Raw genomic sequence first — 22,736 nt, forward strand, 5'->3', positions numbered from 1 at the left:
GGTCACGCCTTGTCGCGGTACGCGGTGCGGGCCGTGACGTCGTACGGAGCCGGCTCGACGGTCGCACGGAGCCGCGGGAAGCCGAGGTCGGCGTCGGGCGCGGTTCCGGCGCCGGGGTGAAGGCCCCAGACGACCTCGACCTGCGTGCCGGGCGCTGCGTACTCCTTGTCGACGAGGGTCAGCGCCATCACGGTGCCGACCGGGTCCAGCCAGTCGGTCTGGAAGGTCACGCCGACGAGTTCGCCGCTCGCCGTCTCGACCCGGTTGCGCCAGTAGTGGTGGACGTAGCCGGGGTCCTCGCCGAGGACGCGCTTCACGTCGTCGAGGTCGAAGACCAGCGTGACCTTCGTGCGCGGGGCGTCCGTCTTCGCCTTCGCCAGCGCGTCACGGCCGATGAAGTCGTGGTCGAGGTTGATCGAGCGGCCGTAGTCCAGCTCGTACGGCGAGCAGTAGAAGTCCTCGATGTTCTCGGAGTAGAAGCTGCCCTGGAGCGGCTTCTGGCCCTCGTAGGAGAAGAGCGAGACCCACTGGCGGTAGTCCTTGAGTGTCGGGTCGGTGTAGATCGCCGGCGTCGGCGACGGGATCCACCCGCTGCCCTGGCTGGCGGTCGGGTAGGACATGGCGCCCTGGTGGACCAGGCCGTACTGCTGTCCGGCGTCGAGGAGGGCCTCCTTGACGGCGGCCGCGTCCTTCCAGTCGCCGATGAACTCGGCGCCCGCCTGGCCGGCCATGCCGTGGCGGAGCGCACGGACGGGGCGTCCCGCGATCGTGACCATGGCGGAGTGGAAGAACTTGATGTCCGGGAACGGACCACCGAGGACGTCCTCGATGAGCCGGGCGGCCAGCGGGCCCTGGATCTGGTAGCGGAACAGGGCCGGGTCACGGCCGTCGCGGCGGGCCCCGGTCTCGCGGTTGACCCTGAACTCGACGTCGAGGCCCTCACGCTCGGCGTGGTACATCACCCAGTTCTGGGCGGGCGGCGGGCCGCTGAGCGTGTACTCCTCGTCGCCGGTCCGGAGCAGGATGCCGTCGGTGATGATGTTGCCGTCCTCGGCGACCGGGACGAACTGCTTGGCCTGCCCGATGGCGAACTTCTCGTAGTTGTTGGCACTGGTGAGGGAGAGCGCCTTGGTGGCGTCGGGCCCACTGATGAAGGTGTCGGACATGTGGAACGAGAGGTCGGCGAGCGTCACGCGGTCGTACCAGGCGTGCTGCTCGATCTTCCAGCCCGCGTACTCCGGCAGCACCACGTCCGGGAACCACGGTGCGGCGTTGGGCTTCCAGAGCAGGTTGACCGCGGATCCGGCCCTGTCGAGTCCGTCCTGAACGCTGGGTGTTGCCATCTGCTTCTCCTCTGAAGGGCGACGTGGTCCACGTCACTAAATCGAATTAGTAACCGGATCATATGTCGGCGATGATGTGGTGGCAAGGCTCACACCGCGGATTCCGCCGTAGGGTGTGACGCCGTCGAGAGGAGAGAAGAGATGGCGGGTCGGGTGAGCATGCGCGATGTCGCTGCCGCGAGCGGTGTCTCGCCGGCGACGGTGAGTTTCGTGCTCAACAACGTCGCCGGCCAGACGATCTCCCCCACCACGCGGAAGCGTGTCGAAGAGGCGGCGCGGTCACTCGGCTACGTGCCCCACGGGATCGCCCGCGCCCTGCGGGAGGGCTCCTCGCGCATCGTCGTGCTCAACATCGGCCAGAACCTCGAGGGCAACTACTCCCAGACCTACGTCCGCGGCCTCGGCGACGAGCTGGCCCGCCACGAGCACGTCCTCCTCGTGCAGCACCAGGAGCTGACCGACGACTCGCTCAAGCAGATCCAGGATGCCGTCTCACCGCGCGCGGTCATTCGATTCGCGCAGCGCTACCTCACCGGGCACGAGCTCGACGACGGCGGCTGGCAGTCCGGCCTGGCGTCACACACGGCCGCGCAGATCGGCCACCTGGCCGAGCGCGGTCACACCCGCATCGCCATGGCGATCCCCGAGGACCGACCGCCGCTGAGCACGGTCAGGCTCCACTTCGCCGAGGAGACCGCTCGGAACCTTGGCCTGGCTCCCCTCCAGCCGTTCTTCATCCCCGCCTCGCGGCGTGACGCCGCTCGAGCACTCGAGGAGCTGCTCGCCGAGAACGGGAGCATCACCGCCGTCGCCGGCTTCGTCGACGAGACGGCGCTTCGGACCGTCAAGGCGGCCCTCGACCTCGGCCTGCGTGTGCCCGAGGACCTCGCCGTGATCGGGTACGACGCGACGCCGTACGGCGAGCTCGCCACGCCCGCCCTGAGCACGGTGCACATCGACGCCGAGGCCCACGGCCGCCACACGGCGCGGAGTGTCCTCGGCCTCGCGGTCGACGACCTCGTCACCCAGACCGCGCACGTGATCCAGCGCGAGTCGACGTGAGCGTCAGCTGCCGAGGAGACGGACCCAGCTCGCCGTGAGCTCGGCGAGCATGGTCTCGCGGTCCACCTTCCAGGCGCCGTCCTCGTAGTTCTGCGCGATGAAGTCGAGCTCCGCCATCGCGAGCACGCCCTTGAAGTGCCGTACGCCGACGTCGAAGCGGTTCGCCTCGGTGAGGCCGTCCTCGACGTCGCTGATGGCCTCCTCCATCCAGCGCTCGACCAGGTTGCCCAGGTCGCGGTCGACCGCGGCGGCCTCCCGTCCGATGCGGATGAGCGGCCGGATGTCCGGCCAGCGCTCGGACGTGCGCCGCATCCAGGCCCCGATCGCCTCCGGGGTGCCCTCGGCCACGACCTCGACGAGCTCCCGCGCCGTCGAGCCATGCCGCGGTGAGCGGCTGCGCTGGAGGGTCTCGTTGAGCTGCTCGTCGATCAGCGCCTTCATCAGGTCGGCGCGCGAGGGGAAGTACGCGTAGAAGGTGACCCGGGTCGTGCCGGCCGCCTTCGCGATGTCGTCGACCGTGGTGGCCGCATAGCCCTGCTCGGTGAAGAGACGGAGCCCCGAGTCCAGGAGCAGGCGTCGCGTCATCTGCTTCTGCTGCTCGCGGAGGGAGGCCATGCAAGAACCCTACCTCTTTGCTCAGATCATTGACAGTGTGTCAAGACACGTGACACAGTGCACAGCGTTCGCGTGACAGCAGTCACACGCGATGTGCCCCCGGCCACTCAAGGAGCAACGATGACCTCGACCACGTCGACCGGCGCCGCAGCGCCGACCTCCGATCTCGACCTCTTCGCCGACGCCGTCCTGACGGACCCCTATCCGACGTACGCCGCACTCCGCGCCCTCGGCCCGGTCGTCCACCTGACCACGAACGACGTCTACGCGCTCACCTCCTACGACGCCGTGCGTGACGCACTCGCTGACTGGGAGACCTTCTCCTCGGCCCACGGCGTCGGCTTCAACCCGGGCGTCAACGAGGCACTGGCCGGGACCTCCCTGGCGAGCGACCCGCCACAGCACACCGCGCTGCGCGCCGCACTCACCGAGAACCTCTCGCCCCGCGCACTGCGCGGCCTCAAGGGCCAGATCGACGCGAAGGCGGACGCGCTCGTCGCCTCGCTCGTCGAGCAGGGCAGCTTCGACGCGATCGACGCCATCGCCCGCCAGTTCCCGCTCGAGGTCGTGGCCGACCTGATCGGCTTCACCGGCGAGGTCCGCGACCACATGCTCACCTGGGGGAAGGCCGCCAACCAGGTGATCGGCCCGATGAACCCGCGCACGATCGAGTCCTTCCCCATCGCCGGCGAGCTCTACGCCTGGTGTGCGGGCGTGAAGCAGGAGGACCTCGCTCCCGACTCCATCGGCTACGGCATCTTCGAGGCCGAGAAGCGTGGCGACATCCCCGCCGACGCGTCGGGCCCGATCATCCACCAGTACCTCGCCGCGGGCGTCGAGAACACCGTCAGCGCCCTCGGCAACATCCTGTCGCTGCTCACCGCGCACCCCGACCAGCTGGCCCAGATCCGCGAGGACCCGTCGCTCATCCCCGCAGCGTTCAACGAGGTGCTCCGCTTCTGGGCGCCGATCAACGCGTGGGGCCGCGAGACGACCCGCGAGGTCACCATCGCCCGCGGTGACGACACCGGGATCACCATCCCCGCCGGCGCCCGCGTCGCCCTCCTGCTCGGCTCGGGCAACCGCGACGAGCGGCACTACGAGAACGCCGACACGTTCGACATCACCCGCAACCCGACCGACCACCTCTCCCTCGGGTACGGCGTCCACGGCTGTGCCGGCCAGGGACTCGCCCGCCTCGAGGCGCACGCGCTGATCGACGCGCTCGCCCGTCGGGTCGAGCGCTTCGTCGTCGGCGACGAGCTCCGCGTCCCGCACAACATCACCCGGAGCATCGACTCGCTCCCCGTCCTGGAGGTCGTCCCCGCATGAGCACTCTTCTCACGATCGAGCTCGACGTCCCGCGCTGTGAGGGCCACGGCCTCTGCGAGGAGGCCGCACCCGACCTGATGCACCTCGACGACGAGGGCGACCTCGTCCTCGACGTGGCGCAGGTCGAGGAGGACACTCCTGAGGCCCGCGCCGCTGCTGCGGCCGTGCGCGTCTGCCCGGTCGCGGCGCTGAAGCTGGCCTGAGGATGCGTCGGATCGTCGTCGTCGGCAACGGCATCGCCGGGCTGACCGCCGCCGACACGCTGCGCGACGCCGGCTTCGACGGCGAGCTCACGATCGTCGGCGACGAGCCGGCCTACAGCCGTCCCGCGCTCTCCAAGGCGCTGCTGCGCAACGACCTCACCGCACACGAGCTCCCGCCGACGACGCACGGAGCGACTGAGCTCATCGGCGTGCGTGCGACGGCGCTCTCCGTCGAGTCGCGTGAGGTCACGCTCGACGACGGCGAGCTGCTGCCCTTCGACGGCCTGGTGATCGCGACCGGCTCGCGCGCCCGCCGCCTCTCCGACCTGCCGGGCGAGCTCACCCTGCGCGGCCTCTCCGACGCCCTCGCCCTCCGGGACCGGGTGGCGGAGAGGCCGAGCGTGCTCGTCATCGGCGGCGGCCCGCTCGGCATGGAGGTCGCCTCCGGCTGCCTCGAGGCCGGATGCGCCGTCACCCTGGTGTCACAGGGGATGCCGCTCGTCGCGCAGTTGGGTCCTCACCTTGCCGACGTCTTCGTCGCGGCCGCCCGCGCCCATGGGCTGACCATCGTCGAGAGCGCCGGCGCGCGTCTCGAGGAACGTGACGGCGTGACCGTTGCGGTGCTCGCGGAGGGCAGTGTCATCGGCGCGGAGCTGGTCGTCAGCGCCGTCGGCGACGTGCCCAACACTGAATGGCTCGCGTCGTCGGGCCTGTGCGCCGGTGGCCCGATCACGGTCGACACGCGTGGCCTCGTCGGCCCCGGCGTCGCAGCGGTGGGTGACCTGGCCGCGTTCCCGTCGGCGTACGGGATGCGGCGGGTGCCCCTGTGGAGCAGCGCGATCGAGCAGGCCAAGGTCGCCGCGCGCGCCCTGGTCCTCGGCGAGGAGGCGCCCGAGCTGGCCTTCCAGTCCTACTTCTGGACCGAGGGATTCGGCCTCAACCTCAAGGCCGTCGGCGACATCCCTGCCTCCGAGCCGACGTACGTCGACGGCGACCCCGCCGATCCGGCGGCGGGCGTCCTGCTGCAGTGGCCCGGTGCCGCGGCGGCGCTCAACGTCCGAATCCCCATCCCCAAACTGCGGCGGCTCACCGAGCCGGCGTTCACCTGAGGCACCATGCCCGAAATGCAAGGAGAAACACCCATGAGCGGAGCACAGGCCCCGAGCCGCTTCGTACCGACCCTGATCGCCGGCTGTCTCGGCGTCTTCGTCGCGCAGGTGGCGTACTCGCTGCCCGCATCCATCCTCGGCACCATCCAGCAGGACCTCGGCATCTCGGGCGCCGATCTCACCTGGGTCAGCGCCGCCTTCGCCGCCGCGATGGTCATCTTCGAGCTGACCTTCGGCGTCGTCGGTGACATCTTCGGCCGCAAGCAGCTCCTGCTCGGCGGCCTCGCGCTCCTCGCCGCCGGTGAGCTCATCACCATCCTCGGCGCCTCGCACGTGCACACGCTGTGGATCGGCCAGGCCGTCGCCGGCATCGGCGCGGGTGCGCTCTACCCGATCTCGCTCACGATGATCGCCGCCGCCGCGCCGGACGCGAAGGCCCGTGCCAACGCGATCGCCCTGTGGGCCGGGTTCCTCTCCGTCGGTGCGGCCGTCTCGCCGATCACCGCCGGCGCGCTCGCCGAGAACGGCCACTGGAAGTCCAGCTTCTGGATCCCGCTCGCTCTCGCGGCCGTCGCCTTCGTGATCTCCTTCGCCGCGTCGAACTCCTCGGCCCCGGAGGGTCGCAAGCTGGACCTGCCCGGCCAGGCCACGCTGATCATCGGTCTCGTCTCCCTCATCTGGGCGCTCACCCAGGGCTCGGAGATCGGCTACGGCGAGGGCCGGATCATCGTCGGCCTCCTCTTCGCCGCGGTGTTCCTCGTGGCCTTCGTGATCGTCGAGCTCCGCTCGGCCTCGCCGCTGATCCATCTGTCGCTCTTCACGAACCGCGCCTTCGCGATCACCGGCATCACCGCGGTCGTGGGCATGTTCGCCTACCTCGCGACCTGCTTCTCGATGACGATGTTCCTCGGTTCCGTTGCCCACATCGGCGCGGTCTGGATCGGCATCCTCTTCCTGGTCATCCAGGTCCCGGCGTTGCTCCTCGTGCCGCTCGTCGCCAAGCTGATCCACTCGGTCAGCCCGCAGTGGGTCCTCACGGCCGGCTTCGCCTTCATCGGCGTCGCGGCCTTCTGGTCCTCGACCTTCGATGCGCATGACTTCGTGACGTCGCAGGGCGCCCCGGACAACTCGCAGTGGGTCCGGTTCATCGGCCCGATGATCCTCAACGGCATCGGCTTCGCGCTGACCGTCGGCTCGATCACCGCCGTCGCGATCAACTCCGTGCCGCTGCGCCTCGCCGGCATGGCGTCCGCCACCACCAACCTGCTGCGTGACTTCGGCTTCGCGCTCGGTCCGGTGCTCGGCGGCGCACTCTACAACTCGATCGCCAAGGGCAGGTTCAACGACGGCCTCGACGCCGCGTTCGGCGAGTCGGCCAAGCAGGGCTTCACCGTCCTCCACCAACCGCTCGACCCGCACGTCCCGACCGACGCCGTCATGGGCGCCCTGCACGGCATCAGCGGAGCCGGCCCGCTGGCCGTCAACTCGGTGCAGACGCTGACGGACCCCGCGAGCGGTAAGCCGTTCGTGGACATGCCGTTCGCGCTGCACGACCTGGCGTTCACGTCGCTGAGCAACGCGTTCAACACGACGTTCCTCGTGGCCGCGCTCTGCGCGCTCGTGTCGGCCGTCCTCACTGCCGTCGGCCTGATCGGCGCCAAGTCCGGCTCCGACTCCGACCGTGAGTTCGCCGCCGAGATGGGCACCGACGTGATCCACGAGGTCACCGGCGCGCACTGACGCATCCAGTCCCGGACACAGAGAAGGCCCCCGCCGTTGGCGGGGGCCTTCCTTGTGTGGCGCTGCGATCAGACGTGACTCAGACCGGCAGCGCCGCGTCGACGACTCAGTCGTTGACGACGAACGGCAGGACGAGACGCGTCGGGTGCTCGGCGTCGCGGTAGATCTTGTGCGTGACCGGGTGGCCGACCGGGAGGTGGAAGGCGTCCGGGGGCAGCATCGAGTTGTGGTCGTCGACCAGCGGCTCGTTGCAGGAGAGCTCCACGACGACCTGGTGGCCCGGCAGGATCGTGGCGGCGAACGGGTAGACCCGCAGCACGTACTCCTCGATCGCGCCCGGCTCGACCGGCACCTTGCGGGTGAGCGGGTGGATCGGGCTGCCGACGGTGGACTCCTCGGCATCCAGCTCGCGCATCGAGGCCTTGAGGTACGCCGTCGTCAGCAGCTGACGCTTGCCACCCGGCGCCACGTCCCACATCCGCATGATCCAGTTGGTGTCCGTCGCGTCGATGGAGGCGAACAGGTGGAACGCCCCGGTGCCCATCAGCTCGATCGGCTCGAGCAGCGGATCGGTGGACCACGAGAGGATCTCCACCTTGCCGGTCACGGTGAGCGGCGCCTGGTAGAAGCCGTCGGGGGCGGCGTACTCGGAGCCCATGATCTCGGGCTCGTAGGAGAGCTTGCGTCGGGGCCGGAGGAAGAGGTCGCGGTACTCGACCGGTTTCGTCGGGAACGCGTCGCCGACGGAGAACTTCTTCGAGCCCTCGATGAAGACCGACACAGCCGGCTCGGTGTCGACGCCGTTGTCGATGCCCTTGATCCACTTGTCGTACCAGCGGAACATCTTGTCCTGCTCCTCGATGAACGGACGTGACGTCATCGGGGGGTAGGGGTCGATCGACAGCTTCTTGTGGGCCGAGGGGATCCGGTTGAAGAGCTCGATGGTGCCGTCCATCGTCCAACCACGGCCCTGGTTGATCTGCACCCAGACCGGGATGTCGATGTTCTCGGCGAGGTTGACCGGGTTGCGCTCCTCGTACCACTCGCCATCGACGTCGTTCATCACGATGTCGAACCAGGCCTCGTGGTTCTTCGGGTAGTGCAGCGTGTGGACGAGGTTCGGCCACGCCTGGACGTCGGGGTCCTGGAGCCGCTCGGCGACCTTGGCCTCGATCTCCTCCACGCTGTAGGTCTCGAGCATCCGCGACGTGATCCGGTCGGTGAAGGCCCACCCGGAGTCGCCGCCGCGACCCTCGCGGGCCGCGCGGGGCATCAGCCACATCACGCCGCCGTGATAGGTCGTCTCGTAGAAGTCGAAGTGACCGCCGGGGACGAAGATCGCCTTGAGGCTCGGCGGACGCTCAGCGGCCGCAAGCACCTGCATCGATCCGAAGTAGGAGGTGCCGATCATGCCGACGTTGCCGTCGCACCACGGCTGCGCCGCCACCCACTCGATCAGGTCGTAGGCGTCCTGGCCGAGCGGCACCCCGCCGGCGTTGTAGTTGCCGACGTGGTCACCTTCGGAGTAGCCCGAGCCGCGCAGGTCGCCGATCACGTGCACGTAGCCCTCGGAGACGACACGCGCGGTGTCGCCTGCCTCGATGCAGCCGTCCCACATCGGCGACGGCCGCTTCTGCGGAGGCATCGTGAGGGCGAGGGCCTGGAGCTCCTTGCCGTACGGCGACAGGGCGATGAGCGCCGGCCGCGGCTCGTCGAACGAGTCGGTGTAGGCGTCGGCCGCAAGGTTGATGCCGTCACGCATCGGGACGACGAGGTCCTTGAGTGCGGCGATCTTCTGCGTCCCGGCGACGATGGTCTTACTGGTGGTCTCGCGCATGTCAGTGCTCCTGCGTGTAGCCGTGGAGGGTGGTGAAGAAGGGCGACGGCTCGAGAGTCGGGTCACCTGTGTAACCGAGCTCGGACGCCAGCTTCTCGAAGGGTGAGTAGACGGAATCGCTTGCCCCGCTGGGGATCCGACCCACAGCGTCGCGGATCTCGGCCTCACGGGCGAGACTCGCCCGGAGCGCCTCGCGGGCACCGTCGGCGTCGAGCGCGACGTCGAACGGCGTCTGGTCGGCGCGACGGTAGGGATGGCCGAGGTAGAGGTGCTGCGGCTCCAGCGCGACGACGCACTCGAGCGAGGCCCGGTAGGCGTCGGGGTCCTCGTAGCCCGGGAAGCCGCTGGCCGCGCCGTAGCACTGGGCGGCATCGCCGACGAAGACGTGCTCAGCTGCTCCGTCCCCAGACTCGACGACATAGGCGACGGCGCCTGGCGTGTGACCCGGGATCGCGACGACCCGCACGGAGACACCACCCAAGTCGAGGACGTCACCGTCCTTGACCGTGAGGGAGGGTTCCATCTCGCCCGAGATGGCATCCAGCACCTCGCACACCTTCTTGGCGCGGAGCGCGTCGGTGTCGACGTACTCACCGCGGAGCGACAGTGCCTCCTCGACGTGCGCCTGGCGCGAGCTGAGGAAGTGGGCGTCGACCTCGGAGATGACGACCTTGGCCTGGCGGCCCGTCGCCTCCCAGAGGGCGAAGGCCCCACCGACGTGGTCGATGTGGCCGTGCGTGAGGAGGATCCACGTCACGTCCTCGATGCGCCTGCCCAGCTTCTCGAGCTCGGCCGGCACGTTGGCCGCGGACGCCGTCACGCCGGTGTCGACCAGGGCCAGGCCTCCCCCTGTCTCTGTGCAGTCGATCAGGTAGGAGAAGAGCGCGAAGCGGCCCCACGGCGCCGCAATCGGAAGGACGTCCGTCATGAGAGGAACTCGGCGGTCTCGGCGAACGCGCGGTAGTACTCCGGGATCCAGAAGAAGTGCTGGACGAAGCCGTGACCGGCGCCCTCGTAGCGCGACACCTTCGCCTCGACGCCGGCCTCGCGGAGGCGCTCGCCGTAGAGCTCGGCCTCGTCGCGGAGCGGGTCGAACTCGCCGGTGATGATCAGCGCCGGCGGGAGACCGGTGAGGTCCTCCCGCTTGATCGGCGAGACCTTGGGGTCGGCGGGGTTGGCTCCGGAGTTGAGGTAGAAGGCGTTGAACGGCTTCAGGCCGGCGGTCTCGAGGCCGTATCCGACGGCGTTCTCGCGCAGCGACGGGTAACGGTCGATGTCGAAGTCCAGGTCGAGCGACGGGTAGAAGAGCACCTGCTGCGTGATGACGTCGAAACCGTCGTCCTTGGCCATGCCCGCGACGGCGGCGACGAAGGTGCCACCCGACGAATCCCCAGCCAGGGCAAGGGTCTCACCGTCCCAGCCGAGGATCGCACCCTGGTCGGCGACCCAGCGGACGACGCCGTAGCAGTCCTCCAGGCCGGCCGGGAAGGCATTCTCCGGAGCGAGGCGGTAGCCCACCGAGACGACCTTGAGGCCCGTCTCCTTGGCGAGCGCACGGGCGATGTGGTCGTGCGTCTCGAGGCTGCCGAGGAAGAAGGCGCCGCCGTGGAGATAGACGAGCACGCCGTACGTCGACCGCTCCTCGGCCGCGTAGATCCGCACCGGCACCTCACCGGCGGGGGTCTTCGCGACAAGGTCCTCGACGGAGTGGAGCGGCAGGCGCTCGGCCAGCGGGGTCACGTGTGACTCGTCGAAGGCCCGCATGGCGACCGGGTCGAGCTCGGCCGGAGGAGCCGGCAGGCTCGCGAGGACCTTCGCGATCTCGGGGTGGAGCGGCATGGCGATCAGGCCCCGGCCGCGGAGGTGGTGGCGCCGATCTCGCCCGGCTTCTGGCCGGGGAAGACGTCGTTGACCTCGTCCTCGGACCAGCCGTTGCGCGAGAGCCGCTGGAGCTCGTCGGTGACCGGCTTCCGGGCGGCCTGGAAGGCGGCGAGGGCCTCGGGGAGCGTGTCCGCCTCACGGAGCGCCTTGGTGAGCGCACCGGCGTCCATGATCGCCGAGTTGGCGCCCTGGCCCTGGTGGTGGCACATGGCGTGGGCGGCGTCACCGATGAGGGTGACGGCGTCGGAGTGCCATACGTCGACGGGGTCGATGTCGTAGACGGCGCGGATGTTGACGGTGTTCATGTCGAGGTTGCGGGTCGCCGCCACGATGCGCTCGTCGAAGCCCTCGACGGTCCTGAGGATGTCCTCCTTGGTGACGGTGGGCGCCCAGGTGGAGTCCGGGTTGAGCGCCGTGATGTCGAAGGAGAGCTGGCCGCGCGAGAGCAGCGGGAGCAGGTAGACCTTGGTGCCACGGCCGATGTACATCCGCAGCTTGCCGTCGTCGACCATGCCGGGGGTCTCGGCGATGTCGATGACCGCCCGGTAGGCGTGCTCGCCGGCGAAGACCGGCTGCTGGTCGCTGAAGAGCTGCTCGCGGACGGTCGACTTGATGCCGTCGGCACCGATCACGAGGTCGGCCGTGACCGTCTCGCCGTTGGCGAAGGTCAGGGTCACCCCACCTGACGCGTCGCCGTTGGCCGTGTGGTCAATGATCTTCTCCAGCTTGTGGCCGACCTTGACCATGCCCTCCGGCAGGACGCCGACGAGCGCGTCGATGAAGTCGCCGCGGTGGATCAGGTGGGTGGTGGTCTCGTAGACGTCCTTCTCCGGCCACTCCTCCTCCATGATCGGGTGGCCCTCGCCGGTCAGGATCTGGAACGCCTCGCTCGGGTTGGAGACGGCCGCGATGGCGTCGAAGATGCCGAGGTCGCGGAAGAGACCCATCGTGGACGGGCGCAGGCCGATGCCGGCGCCGACCTCACGGATGGCGGAGGCCTGCTCGTAGACGGTGACATGGGCGCCCGCGAGGCTGAGGGCCTTGGCCGCAGCGGCGCCGCCGTAGCCGGCACCGATGATGGCGACGTTGAGGTTCGAGATGTCCATCAGGATTCCTTCAGTTCTTTCCGGGCGTGAGGGTCAGGAACTCGGTCGGGTTCGTGACGAAGATGGTGTGGATGTCGTCCTCGCTGACCCCGGCGTTGCGCAGGTCGGGGATGAGCGTGTCGAAGATGTAGTTGACGGTGTGGCCCTTGACGCCCGGCCAGCCCAGCGGGCTGCAGTTGGCGTCGGCGCCCGCAAGGACCTGCTTGATGTGGCCGTCGGCGAGGAAGCCGAGCAGGTGGTCGAGGCGGTCCTGGCGGTGACGGCCCCAGAAGGGCGGGTCGGGCAGCTCGAGGTCGTAGCCGAAGGTGTCGAAGCCGATCCGGCCGCCCTTCTCCGTGAGCAGGTCCTGCTTGACCTTGCCCTGGCTGACGCCGTCGTCGGCGTGGCCGAAGAGGACGCGGTCGAGCGGGAGGCCCTCCTCCGCGAAGACCTCGAGCGCCGGGTCCGTGTCGACCGCGAGGTGGGTGAAGATCGGCACGCCGGTCTCGACAGCCGCACGCGCGGCGGCGCGGTAGATGCGGAGGTCGAGCTCCTTCATCCTGAAGCCGCGGCTCACCCCGACCTTGATGATGCCGGCCTTGGCGGTGGTGTCGCCGCCGATGCCGACGGTGATCTCGTGCAGGAACTGGCGGTAGAGGTAGTCCACCGAGGCACGCTCGAAGAACGGCAGCGCCGTGTCGCCGCCGACGAAGCCGGTGCAGGCGATGATGTGCAGGCCGGTCTTCGCGCTCAGCGACTTGTAGTAGTCGAGGTCGCGGCCGTTGCAGATTCCCGTCGCGTCGACGTAGCCGCCCGCACCGCCGCCGTAGTCGCGGATGTGCTCGTGGAAGGCGCGCAGCTTCGGGACGGTCTCCTCGTAGCGGACCTCCGGGGTCTTCCACCAGGTCGTGTCGAGCTCGGAGCCGGGCATGCCGTAGCCGATGTGCTCGTGGATGGCGGTGAAGCCGAGCTCCTCCGGCGCGATCGGGCCGAGGACGGTGTTGATCCGCTCGATGGTCGTCATGGGTCAGGCTCCCTTCACGGCGCTGACGGAGAGCAGCGCGGCGGGGTTGGTCACGAGGATCTGCTCGCGCAGCTCCTCCGGCAGGGACGTGATCAGGACGTCGTACGTCGTCTCCGGCATCTCACCCTCGTCGTAGCCGAAGGCGAGTGCGGCGCCGCCGGTCGCGACGAGCGTGCGCTCCGCGTTGCCGGCCCCGGCGAACGAGACGGCCGCGGCGAGCTGGTCGAGACCGGCGAAGACCACGTAGGCGCCCTGCTCGGCGATCGCGGCGGCGGCATCACCGGCGTCGGACACCGCGACGCGCGCGGCGTCGAGGCCCTCGGAGAGCGCGACCGCGAGCTCGGCGACCGGGTCGGTGCCGGCACGGAAGGTGAGCGGGACGCCGGTGCGGAGAGCGGCGCGGGCGGAGCCCCGGAGCTGGCTCTCGTCGGTCGGCGTCATGCCGGCCGCGGTGACGGCCGTGGAGACCAGGCCGGCGGAGCCGCGGCGCTCGACGCGCGGCACGACCATGCCCTCGGTCACCTCGTTGCCGTAGAGGACGTCGAACTTCTCGGCCGGCCACGGGGTGGGCGGGTTGGTCTGCGGGGTGAGGAAGTAGCCGCCCAGCATGCCCTCCTCCATCTGGCCCGCGGAGGCGACGATGTGGACGCCCGTGGCGCGGGAGAGCGCCTCGAGCAGCGGGACGTCGCGGCCGGCGAACATGCCGCCGGCGTCGACGACGGTGCCGCCACCGGCCGCCTTGAAGGCGGTCAGCTTGTCGGCGATGGCCCGGAAGATCACGGACCGGTCGAGCTCGATGTCGTAGGCGTACTGCGCTCCCGGAAGCACCGAGAGAAGTCGCTCGCCGACGGCGACGAGGCCGAGTTCGGCAGCGGGGACAGGACCGAGAACGGTGTTCGCGGTGTTGCTGGTGGCGGTCATTGGATCCTCACGGCGTCGTGAATGTGGCGCAGGGCACCTGTGGTACCGGTCACAGTAGGCGAACGATTTACACAGTGTCAACTAAACAGACACTGAGAATGCCGAATCAGTTGTTGGTACTGAACCGGTACTTGAACTGGTCGGGCAGGTGGGTGTTCGCGCGCCAGCCGACGAGGCGGCCCGCGCGGGTGTGGAAGCGCGACTCGACCTCCAGCACGGGCGACCCCTCCGGAAGGGCCAAGAGCTCTGCCGCCTCCGATGAGGCGGCAGTGGCCCAGGCCTCGTGCTCGACTCGGGCGACCACGACGCCGAACTGCTGCTCGAGCAGCACGAAGGCCGATCCGCTCTCCTCCAGCTCCGCGACCGAGGGGCGGAAACCGGCAGGGGCGTCGAGCCAGATCTGACCGACGGCCAGCGGCTCGCCGTCGACGGCGATCAGCCGTCGGAAGTGCAGCAGCTTCGCGTCGTCGCGGAGCCCGATCCGCTCCATCTGCTCGGCCGTCGGCTCGACGAGGTCGAGGTCCCAGACCCGTGAGACCGGCTCGAGGCCCTCGCTGCGGAGGAAGCCGAGCAGTCCACCCAGGCGAAGGCTGTCGGGACGACGTACGGGCCGCCCTGCGCCGTGGACCGGGAACGTCCCCTTGGCACGCTCCCGGTACACGTAGCCCTCGTCGGAGAGCTCCTTGAGCGCCTGACGGATGGGGGCACGACTGACGCCGAAACGGCGGATCAGGTCCTCCTCCGTCATCGGTCGGTCGACGGGCGTCACCTCGGTGACGATCTCATCGCGCAGGATCGTCTTGATCTGGCGATAGAGAGGGACACCCGACGAGCGATCGATCATGGCGTCAGTTCTTCCACTCCTGCGCCTGCTTCACAACTGCGGCCTCGTCGAAGTCGTTCGCGGCGGCGAGCAGCGAGTTGTCGTAGAGCTTCGACGGGTCGGCGATCTTCCCCGTGAGACCGAGGTAGGCGATGTCGGCGTCCCAGCGCTCGGGAGCGAGGTACCCCCACTGCCCGTTGGTGCCCTTCTTGAACTGGCTGACCGTGGCGAGCAGGGCAGCCTTGCCCTGCGCCAGGGCGGCGTCCTCGGAGACGTTCTTCGGCTTGCTGGCCGGGTACTTCTCCCAGTTCATCCTGACGGCTGCCTCGGGGTTGGTCTGCGCGAAGACCGCGGCCTCCATGTAGGCCTTGAGGTACTTGCCGTACGCGTCCATCTGCGCCTTGCTCGCGTCGTCACGGACCAGGAAGCCGGCGGCGAAGGTCTGGGCGACCGAGGTCGGAAGCGGGAGCGTGCGCACCTTGACGCCGGCGGCCGGGGCCGAGACGGCGATCTCGGAGTTGTTGGCCACGATGGCGTCGACCGCACCGTTCTGGAGCTGCGCCATGGCGGCGGCGACCGGCATGGCGACCGGCTTGATCGAGTCGCCGTCCGCGCCGTCGGCCTTCACGTTGGCGCGGGCGAAGGTCTCGAACGGCGCGCCGAGCGCGCTCATGCTGACCTTCTTGCCGGCAAGGTCCTTCGCCGACTGGATGGGCGAGTCCTCGGCGACGACGATGCTGGTGCTCGGCGCCTGGTAGGGCGTGAAGACCCACTTCAGGCCGAGGTCCTGGCCCTTCGCGCTCGGGACGATGATCGTGTCGGGGACCGAGTTCACCAGGTCCGCCTTGCCGGCCGAGACGAGGCCGACCGCCTGCGCCGGCTGCCCGGCGAGGGAGACGACCTTGACGTTCAGGCCCTCGTCCTTGAAGTAGCCGAGCTTCTCGCCGAGCCAGTTCGGGATCGCGCCGGGCGTGCCGTCGGGGAACGGCGTCGCCAGCGTGATCGTGGTGAGCTTGCTGCCGTCCGCAGCGGTGCCCGAGTCCGAACCGCCGCACGCTGCGGTCAGCGCGACGGACAGTACGGCGACACCGGCTGCTGCGCCGCGGATCAGTCGCTTCCGCATCGGTGAGGAAGTGGTCATGGTGGTGCCTTTCATGAGAGGTGGAGGAGAGAGAGGTTGGGGCGGCGGTCAGCGGCCGCCGCGGCGGCTCTCGGCGGACCAGAAGGTCAGCCGCTTGCGGATCGCGACGAGGACGAGGACGAGCAGCCAGCCGATGACCCCGAGCAGGACCATGACGGCGAAGATGCTGGCGGTGTCGAGCACCTGCTGCATCTGCACGGTGAGCACACCGAGGCCGGCGGTACCGGCGAGGAACTCGGCGACGATCGTTGCGGTGATCGCCTGCACCAGTGAGATCTCGAGCCCCGTGAAGAGGAACGGCAGCGAGTTCGGCAGGACGAGCTTGGTGAAGCGCTGCCAGGTCGAGGCGCCCAGCGACCGCATCACGTCGAGCCGCTCGGGCTCGACCGACTTGAAGCCCGCCATGCCGGCCACCAACACAGGGAAGAAGGTCACCAGCGAGACCAGCATGATCTTCGACTCCGAGCCGAAGCCGAACCAGATGATGAAGAGCGGTGCGAACGCGATCTTCGGCACCGACTGGAAGGCGACGATCACCGGGTTGACGATCCGCTCGACGATCCGCACCTGCGACAGGAGCAGTGCGAGGAGCAGGCCGACGACGGCGCCGAGCCCGAAGCCGGCCAGGATCTCCACCATCGTGACCCGGGCGTGGTACCAGTAGCCGGCAGGGTCGCTCGGGCTGGTGCTGAGCCCGTCGACCAGCGCGTCCCACACCGCCTTCGGTGTCGGCAGGATGACGGGGCGCACGTCGAAGAGCTCGATGTAGCCCCACCACGCCACGATGATGAGGGCGACGAAGACGGGCACTCCGATGAGCTCGGGGAGGCGTTCCCGCCAGCTCGTCCGCCTCGTGGGCACGAGGGCGCTCGCCACGGCGCTGGGCGCCTCCGGCTGCTGGACGTCGAGGGCCATGATCAGTCTCCCGTCTTGGCGCCGAGCAGGCGGCGCAGGTGGTCGGCGGCCTCGTTGAAGCCGGTGGTGGCCATCACGGAGAGGTCGCGGGGTCGAGGCAGGTCGACGTCGTGGATCTCCGCGATGCGGCCGGGCCGCGCGGCCATGACGACGACGCGGTCGGCGAGGAAGAGGGCCTCGTTCACGCTGTGGGTCACGAAGACGACGGTCTTGCCCGTGGCCTCCCACACGCGGAGCAGTTCGAGGCCCATGTTCTCCCGCGTCTGGGCGTCCAGAGCGCCGAAGGGCTCGTCCATCAGCAGGATCTTGGGGTCGTGGAGCAGGGCGCGGGCGATGCTCACGCGCTGCTGCATGCCGCCCGAGAGCTCATAGGGGTAGAGGCCGGCCGCGTGACCGAGACCGACGATCTCGAGCAGCTCCAGGGCGCGCTGCCGGGCTGGCTTCCGGGGAAGCTTCAGCACCTCGGCCGGCAGCACGACATTGTCGAGCACCGTGCGCCACGGGAAGAGCGCCGGCTGCTGGAAGACCATCCCGACGAGGGGGCTGGGGCCGTCGCTGACCCGGCCGTCGATCCGCACCTCGCCGCCCGTGGCCGTGGCCAGGCCTCCGAGGATCCGCATCAACGTGCTCTTCCCACACCCCGAGGGTCCGAGCACCGAGATGAACTCGCCGTCGGCGATCTGCAGGTCCACGTCCTGCAGGGCGCGGACCTCGCCGCCCGACTTCGAGCTGAACACCTGGCTGACCCCGCGGATGTCGATGAACGCCTCCGCCTCCGACGGACGCCGTCCGTTCCCTGTGTCGCTGACCGACAACTGCATCGCTTCTCCTCGATAGAGCCCTCAGATCGACCTGTGACGACCGTCACGTGACCTGCGTCACGACATATTGTTGGTTTGTTATGCCAATTGCAACCCTTCGCGACGAATTGCCGGGGTCCCGCACGGTCTCCGGGCCGCGTGGGGTGTGATGACGGGCATCGGCGGGCACTCTGCCTCCGACGATCCGACCGACCTGGGGGACTGACCTGATGACTGCGCCCGACCCTTCCGCCGAAGCACCCGACTCAGTCCGCGTCGCCGCCTGGCAGGCGGTGCCCGGCCCTCTCGACGTCGAGGGCAACCTCGAACGCCTCGACGCCGTGGCGGCCGAGGCCGCTGCCCAGGGCGCGTCCGTACTGGTCACGCCGGAGATGTTCCTGACCGGCTACGCCATCGGGGCCGACGAGGTGCGGCGCCTCGCCCTCGAGCCTGCCGCGTTGCCGATCGCCGAGATCGCCCGTCGCCACGACATCGCGCTGCTCGTCGGTTGGCCCGAGGATCAGGACGAGGCGGTCTACAACTCCGCGGCCTTCCTCGACCGCCACGGATCGATGGTCGCGATCCATCGCAAGATCCACCTGTGGGGCGACCTCGACCGGGCCCAGTTCGTCCCCGGCACGGAGGCTCCGGCGACCTTCCCGGTCGAGGGCCGGAAGCTCGGCGCACTGATCTGTTACGACGTGGAGTTCCCCGAGGCCGTCCGGCATCTCGCGGTGCAGGGGGCTGTCGCCGTACTCGTGCCGACGGCGAACCCACAGGGCGCCGACGAGGTGCAGGACGTCCTGCTGCGCGCCCGCGCCGTGGAGAGCGGCGTGGGGATCGTCTACGCCAACTACGCCGGCTCCGACGGCCAACTCAGTTACAACGGCCGCAGCACCATCGTGGCGCCCGACGGGACCATCGTCGCCCAGGCCTCGGCCGAGGACGAGGAGCTGCTGGTCGCCGATCTCCCGCTCGGCTCGAAGCTCGGCGCGGACTACCTCCGGGATCGCCGGGCCGAGCTCTACCACCCGTGACCTCGAGCCCTCGACTCCCCCTGCACAGGCGGCTCGTCCAGGTCGGGCCGCACAACAACGCCCACCTGATCGCGGCCCGAGCCTCGGTCTCCCTCGGAGTGCCGCTGGTCGTGCTCTCCGGGATCGGTCATCCGGAGTGGTCGCTCTATGCCGCGTTCGGTGCCTTCGCGTCCCTCTACGGCCGCGAGCGCGGAGGCTGGCAGCGCACCCGACTCCAGCTCGTCATCGCCCTCACCCAGACGGCCTGCGTGACGCTCGGCGCCCTCGTCGGCGCGAGCAGCGCGCGGGCATGGTGGGCGGTGCCGATCGCCGCGTTCATCGCCGGCGGCGCCGCATGGGAATCCGCGCGGATGGGGTGGCATCCGCCCGGAGCACTCTTCCAGGTCTTCGGCTTCGCCGCCGTCGCCTCCGTCCCGGGCCACCTCTCCGACGTCGGTACGGCGGCCGCCTGCTCGGCCTCCGCCGCGGCCTTCGCCCTTGTGGTCGGTGCCGTCGGATCGCTGTGGCGCCATGACTGGATCGACCCGCGGGAGCCTCCGATCGGGGGACGTGCCGGCGGCCGGATCCCCTACGCCGTCCTGTCCGCAGTCGGCGTGCTTGTCGCCGGACTGGTCGCGACCGGCAGCGGGATCGGCCGCCCCTACTGGGCGATGGTCGCCGCCGCGGTCCCCCTGGCCGCCCGTGACTGGAACGCCCAGCTGACCCGCGGGTTGCAGCGACTGATCGGCACGGCCCTCGGACTGGCCGCCGCTGTCGCGCTGCTCGCCCTGGACCCGCGCGGTCTCGTGCTCATCGTCGTGGTCGTGTGCCTCCAGGCGCTCGCCGAGCTGCTGATCGGACGGAACTACGCCCTGGCACTGATCGCGGTCACGCCACTCGCACTCCTGATGGGAAACCTGGCCGCACCTATCCCGGCGCACACGCTGGTCACCGAGCGTGGCCTCGAGACCCTCACCGGCGTGCTGATCGCCCTGGTGCTCGGAGGTGTCGTGACGCTGGCGCGGACGCGCCGGATGCGGCAGGGCATGCCCTAGGGTGCGACGGCATGAGCTACCAGTCCCCCGGCTTCCCGCCCGTCCCACCCGTCCTGGTGCCGACGTACGCCTATGCGGGCTGGTGGCAGCGCGTCGGTGCCTACGTGATCGACCAGCTCGTGGCGCTGCTCGCCGGCATCCCGGTGCTGATCGGGATCGTGCTGCTCATCGCGGGCAGCGACGCGACGACCCACACGGACCTCGACGGCACGACGGTCATCGACGACGCCTCCCTCAACGGCCTCGGCGTGGTCGGCATCATCGTGATCGTCCTCGGCGTGATCTTCATGATCGCCTTCACCATCTGGAACATCGTCTTCCGCCAGGGCAGCAGCGGCGCCTCGCTCGGCAAGAGTGCGCTCGGCCTGCTGCTGGTGAAGGAGGAGACCGGCAAGCCGGTCGGCGCGGGCATGTCGTTCCTGCGCCAGCTCTGCCACATCCTCGACAGCTTCTGCTACATCGGCTACCTGTGGCCGATCTGGGACGACAAGAAGCAGACGTTCGCCGACAAGTGCGTCTCGTCGGTGGTCATCCAGCAACGGTCATGACGATCCGCGCCCGCTCGGCCGGCTCCAGCCAGCGGTCGCGCACGGTGAGCAGCCGCCAGGCCGACCAGCCGACGAACGGCGCGGCGACGAGGACCGACAGCGGCCATGCGTCGACCTGAGCCAGCCCGGTGAAGATCAGGCTGGTCAGCGTCGTCGTCAGCGCGAGCTTCGAGGAATAGCCCACCATCGCCAGCGGGGGCGCCGGAGTCGAGCGCGCCGAGCGCAGGTCGACGCTGTACGGCGACCTCGCACTCCACCGCAGGCCGGCGGAGACGACCTGCCCGAGCACGACGATCCAGGTGCAGAGCAGCGCCGCGAGCTGCGAGGAGGTCGGCGGGCCGGCGCGGAGCGCGGCGAGCAGCAGCGTGACTGCGGACGCCGCCCACAGGAACTCGAAGAGCACCCAGGCACGGGCGGCGAAGACCGTGCGCGGCTCGACGGGGAGGCTCTCGCGCCAGAGGATGCCCCGGCCCTCGAGGGTCCAGGCGTTGACGCCGAAGAGGAGCGCACCGCCGGAGGCGACCAGGCCCGGGAGGATCATCAGCTGGTGCCAGGCGAGGCCGCCGGCGATCGCGACCAGGCCCGGCCCGATCGCCAGGACCGTCACGCCGCGCCGCATCGGTACGGCCCGCCACACGGAGGCCCGGTCGATCCGGATCATCATCGCGAGGTCGGAACGCAGCGTCGGCCGGGCGCGGAAGTGGCCCGACTCGACCGACGTCTCCTCGCGCGGGACACGGTGCGCGGCGAGGGTGGCCGGCACCGCGCCGAGCACCGTGGCAGCGACGAAGAGGGCCACCATGATCACGACGGCGACTGCCCAGCCCCAGCTCCAGCCGCCGACCATGAGCGCGACGAGCCGGCTGGTGGGGAGTCGGTCGAGGACGGGGGCCAGGTGGTGGGTGACCTGGAGGACCGCGACGGCGAGCACGACCGCCAGCCCGATCACGCGGGCGGCGATGAGGCCGCCCGGCAGGCGGCGGAGCCATTCGAAGGTCCAGGCCACGACCTGACCGATCGCCGTCGAGGCGGCGATCCAGGGAAGCAGGCCGATCACGACGGGGACGAAGTCGTGGCGGCCGAGGGCGTAGGAGGCACTTCCGAGGAGCAGCCAGGACTGGATCAGCCAGGCGATGTTGAGCGGCGCGAGCAGGAGGGCGCCGAGATGGTCGGTCGTCGGGCTGATCGGGAAGGCGACGACCTGGTCACGTGCGACCAGCTCGCGCCCACCACCGCTGGCGATCGCGGAGCCGATCGCGAGCAGCAGGAAGCCGGCCATGGCGCTCGGAAGGAGGATCAGCAGGTTGAACGCGTAACCGTCGCCCCCGGCACCGGGAGAGAAGGCCGGGATCACAGCTGCGGCGATGGTGATCGTCGTGAACACTCCGAGGCCGGTCCAGAAGCGCCGACGGCCCCGTGTCGCCGTACGGAAGCGGAGCAGGTGGCCGAGGTCAGCGGCGGCCCTGGTCCAGGCGCTAGTCCAGGAGGCCGCGATAGGCACGCGCCCCCTCCTCACCGGCCATGGCTGCGGCGTCGAGGGTGGCGACCTGGGCCCCGCTGCGTAGCACCAGCACCGAGGAGCAGGCCTCGATCGCGAGCTCACGCAGGTGGGTGGAGACGAGCACGCAGGCACCGCGGGCGCGGGCGTCACTGATCGTCTCGAGCGTCGCCTCGACGCCGATGGGGTCCACGCCGTCGAAGGGTTCGTCGAGCAGGAGCACTCCGGGCCGGTGGAAGGCGGCGAGGGCGACCGAGAGGCGTCGGCCCATGCCGTGGCTGAATCCGGAGGTCACGCGGTGCGCGACGTCGCCGAGGCCGAAGCGCTCGAGCAGGTCGCGGGCGCTCTCCTCCCACCCCGGCTCCATGCGGCGCAGGCGCGCGGAGAGCTGGAGGTGCTCCCACGGGGTCGCGCGCGGCACCAGCCCACCGACGTCGGGGCAGTAGCCGACCGACTGCTTGACCGCCAGGGGCTGGCGACGTACGTCGAAACCTGCGACCACGACTCGCCCCTCGGTGGGTGGAACCACCCCGGCGATGACCCGCATCGTGGTCGACTTGCCCGCGCCGTTCCTCCCCAGGAGCGCGGTGCTCTGGCCGGCGGCAGCGATCAGGTCGACGCCGCTGACGGCCTCGACCTCACCGAAGCGGACGTGGAGACCCTCCACGACCACCGCTGGAAGAGCTGGGACTTGCTCACTCACTACAACGATTCTCCCGGGGTGCGGTGTGTCGGGACCACGGTCGCACGGCTGGCTTCACCTGGCCATGGTGACTAGTGCCGGCGGC

The 22,736-nt window shown here is 69.8% G+C and carries 22 protein-coding genes; 8 read left to right on the plus strand and 14 right to left on the minus strand.

What is annotated here, in order from left to right; all coding sequences use genetic code 11:
- Positions 1 to 2: 2 nt before the first annotated feature.
- Positions 3 to 1,343: a hypothetical protein gene (locus LH076_RS15610; protein WP_227781677.1), complete on the minus strand. Its 1,341-nt coding sequence runs from the start codon at positions 1,341 to 1,343 to the stop codon at positions 3 to 5.
- Positions 1,344 to 1,484: 141 nt separating this feature from the next.
- On the opposite strand from LH076_RS15610, the gene LH076_RS15615 reads away from it, so the two are divergent.
- Positions 1,485 to 2,405, plus strand: coding sequence for a LacI family DNA-binding transcriptional regulator (locus LH076_RS15615; protein ID WP_227781678.1), 921 nt, complete (start codon positions 1,485 to 1,487; stop codon positions 2,403 to 2,405).
- Between the two features lie 3 nt (positions 2,406 to 2,408).
- Here the strand turns inward: LH076_RS15615 and LH076_RS15620 are convergent, their stop codons facing one another.
- The gene (locus LH076_RS15620) at positions 2,409 to 3,020 is read right to left on the minus strand and encodes a TetR/AcrR family transcriptional regulator (protein WP_227781679.1); all 612 of its coding nucleotides are present in this window, start codon (positions 3,018 to 3,020) and stop codon (positions 2,409 to 2,411) included.
- A 120-nt stretch (positions 3,021 to 3,140) separates the two neighbouring features.
- Here LH076_RS15620 and LH076_RS15625 point away from each other — a divergent pair, with 120 nt between their 5' ends.
- From LH076_RS15625 to LH076_RS15640, 4 genes are read left to right on the plus strand one after another with little or no spacing between them, the layout of a single operon-like run.
- Positions 3,141 to 4,352, plus strand: a complete 1,212-nt coding sequence (locus LH076_RS15625; RefSeq protein WP_227781680.1) for a cytochrome P450 — start codon at positions 3,141 to 3,143, stop codon at positions 4,350 to 4,352.
- Positions 4,349 to 4,555 carry a ferredoxin gene (locus LH076_RS15630; protein ID WP_227781681.1) on the plus strand — a complete coding sequence of 69 codons (207 nt, stop codon included), beginning with the start codon at positions 4,349 to 4,351 and terminating at the stop codon, positions 4,553 to 4,555. The genes LH076_RS15625 and LH076_RS15630 overlap by 4 nt, the downstream gene beginning before the upstream one ends.
- A gap of 2 nt (positions 4,556 to 4,557) precedes the next feature.
- Entirely contained in the window at positions 4,558 to 5,664 is a 1,107-nt protein-coding gene (locus LH076_RS15635; protein ID WP_227781682.1) for an NAD(P)/FAD-dependent oxidoreductase, read from the plus strand.
- 33 nt (positions 5,665 to 5,697) lie between these two features.
- Positions 5,698 to 7,404: an MFS transporter gene (locus tag LH076_RS15640; protein ID WP_227781683.1), complete on the plus strand. Its 1,707-nt coding sequence runs from the start codon at positions 5,698 to 5,700 to the stop codon at positions 7,402 to 7,404.
- Positions 7,405 to 7,510: 106 nt separating this feature from the next.
- On the opposite strand, the gene LH076_RS15645 is transcribed toward LH076_RS15640, so the two are convergent.
- From LH076_RS15645 to LH076_RS15690, 10 genes are all read right to left on the minus strand, one after another.
- Positions 7,511 to 9,241 (minus strand): CocE/NonD family hydrolase, encoded by a 1,731-nt coding sequence (locus LH076_RS15645; RefSeq protein ID WP_227781684.1) that lies wholly within the window; start codon positions 9,239 to 9,241, stop codon positions 7,511 to 7,513.
- 1 nt (position 9,242) lies between these two features.
- Complete coding sequence (locus LH076_RS15650; protein ID WP_227781685.1) at positions 9,243 to 10,169, minus strand: MBL fold metallo-hydrolase; 927 nt, start codon at positions 10,167 to 10,169, stop codon at positions 9,243 to 9,245.
- Positions 10,166 to 11,080, minus strand: a complete 915-nt coding sequence (locus LH076_RS15655; protein ID WP_227781686.1) for an alpha/beta hydrolase — start codon at positions 11,078 to 11,080, stop codon at positions 10,166 to 10,168. Before LH076_RS15655 ends, LH076_RS15650 begins: the two co-directional genes overlap by 4 nt.
- A 5-nt stretch (positions 11,081 to 11,085) precedes the next feature.
- A complete protein-coding gene (locus tag LH076_RS15660; protein WP_227781687.1) occupies positions 11,086 to 12,228 on the minus strand; it encodes an FAD-dependent oxidoreductase in 1,143 nt (380 codons plus the stop codon).
- A gap of 10 nt (positions 12,229 to 12,238) precedes the next feature.
- Positions 12,239 to 13,231: a phosphotriesterase gene (locus LH076_RS15665; RefSeq protein ID WP_227781688.1), complete on the minus strand. Its 993-nt coding sequence runs from the start codon at positions 13,229 to 13,231 to the stop codon at positions 12,239 to 12,241.
- A gap of 3 nt (positions 13,232 to 13,234) precedes the next feature.
- The gene (locus LH076_RS15670) at positions 13,235 to 14,152 is read right to left on the minus strand and encodes a hypothetical protein (RefSeq protein ID WP_227781689.1); all 918 of its coding nucleotides are present in this window, start codon (positions 14,150 to 14,152) and stop codon (positions 13,235 to 13,237) included.
- 106 nt (positions 14,153 to 14,258) lie between these two features.
- Positions 14,259 to 14,996, minus strand: a complete 738-nt coding sequence (locus LH076_RS15675; protein WP_227781690.1) for a GntR family transcriptional regulator — start codon at positions 14,994 to 14,996, stop codon at positions 14,259 to 14,261.
- A 4-nt stretch (positions 14,997 to 15,000) separates the two neighbouring features.
- Positions 15,001 to 16,116, minus strand: coding sequence for an ABC transporter substrate-binding protein (locus LH076_RS15680; protein WP_227781691.1), 1,116 nt, complete (start codon positions 16,114 to 16,116; stop codon positions 15,001 to 15,003).
- A 48-nt stretch (positions 16,117 to 16,164) separates the two neighbouring features.
- Complete coding sequence (locus tag LH076_RS15685; RefSeq protein ID WP_227781692.1) at positions 16,165 to 17,031, minus strand: ABC transporter permease; 867 nt, start codon at positions 17,029 to 17,031, stop codon at positions 16,165 to 16,167.
- 2 nt (positions 17,032 to 17,033) lie between these two features.
- Positions 17,034 to 17,852, minus strand: a complete 819-nt coding sequence (locus LH076_RS15690) for an ABC transporter ATP-binding protein (protein WP_227781693.1) — start codon at positions 17,850 to 17,852, stop codon at positions 17,034 to 17,036.
- A gap of 209 nt (positions 17,853 to 18,061) precedes the next feature.
- Here LH076_RS15690 and LH076_RS15695 point away from each other — a divergent pair, with 209 nt between their 5' ends.
- The 3 genes from LH076_RS15695 to LH076_RS15705 are packed head-to-tail and all read left to right on the plus strand — an operon-like array spanning position 18,062 to position 20,450.
- Positions 18,062 to 18,868, plus strand: a complete 807-nt coding sequence (locus tag LH076_RS15695) for a carbon-nitrogen hydrolase family protein (protein ID WP_227781694.1) — start codon at positions 18,062 to 18,064, stop codon at positions 18,866 to 18,868.
- Positions 18,865 to 19,902, plus strand: coding sequence for an FUSC family protein (locus LH076_RS15700; RefSeq protein ID WP_227781695.1), 1,038 nt, complete (start codon positions 18,865 to 18,867; stop codon positions 19,900 to 19,902). The genes LH076_RS15695 and LH076_RS15700 overlap by 4 nt, the downstream gene beginning before the upstream one ends.
- 11 nt (positions 19,903 to 19,913) lie before the next feature.
- Positions 19,914 to 20,450, plus strand: coding sequence for an RDD family protein (locus LH076_RS15705; protein ID WP_227781696.1), 537 nt, complete (start codon positions 19,914 to 19,916; stop codon positions 20,448 to 20,450).
- Here LH076_RS15705 and LH076_RS15710 read toward each other — a convergent pair.
- A complete protein-coding gene (locus tag LH076_RS15710) occupies positions 20,431 to 21,951 on the minus strand; it encodes a hypothetical protein (protein WP_227781697.1) in 1,521 nt (506 codons plus the stop codon). The two genes, LH076_RS15705 and LH076_RS15710, sit on opposite strands and share 20 nt — an antisense overlap.
- Complete coding sequence (locus LH076_RS15715) at positions 21,926 to 22,651, minus strand: ABC transporter ATP-binding protein (RefSeq protein ID WP_227781698.1); 726 nt, start codon at positions 22,649 to 22,651, stop codon at positions 21,926 to 21,928. The genes LH076_RS15710 and LH076_RS15715 overlap by 26 nt, the downstream gene beginning before the upstream one ends.
- Positions 22,652 to 22,736: the final 85 nt, after the last annotated feature.

It is taken from the genome of Nocardioides sp. Kera G14 (assembly GCF_020715565.1).
Lineage (GTDB): Bacteria > Actinomycetota > Actinomycetes > Propionibacteriales > Nocardioidaceae > Nocardioides.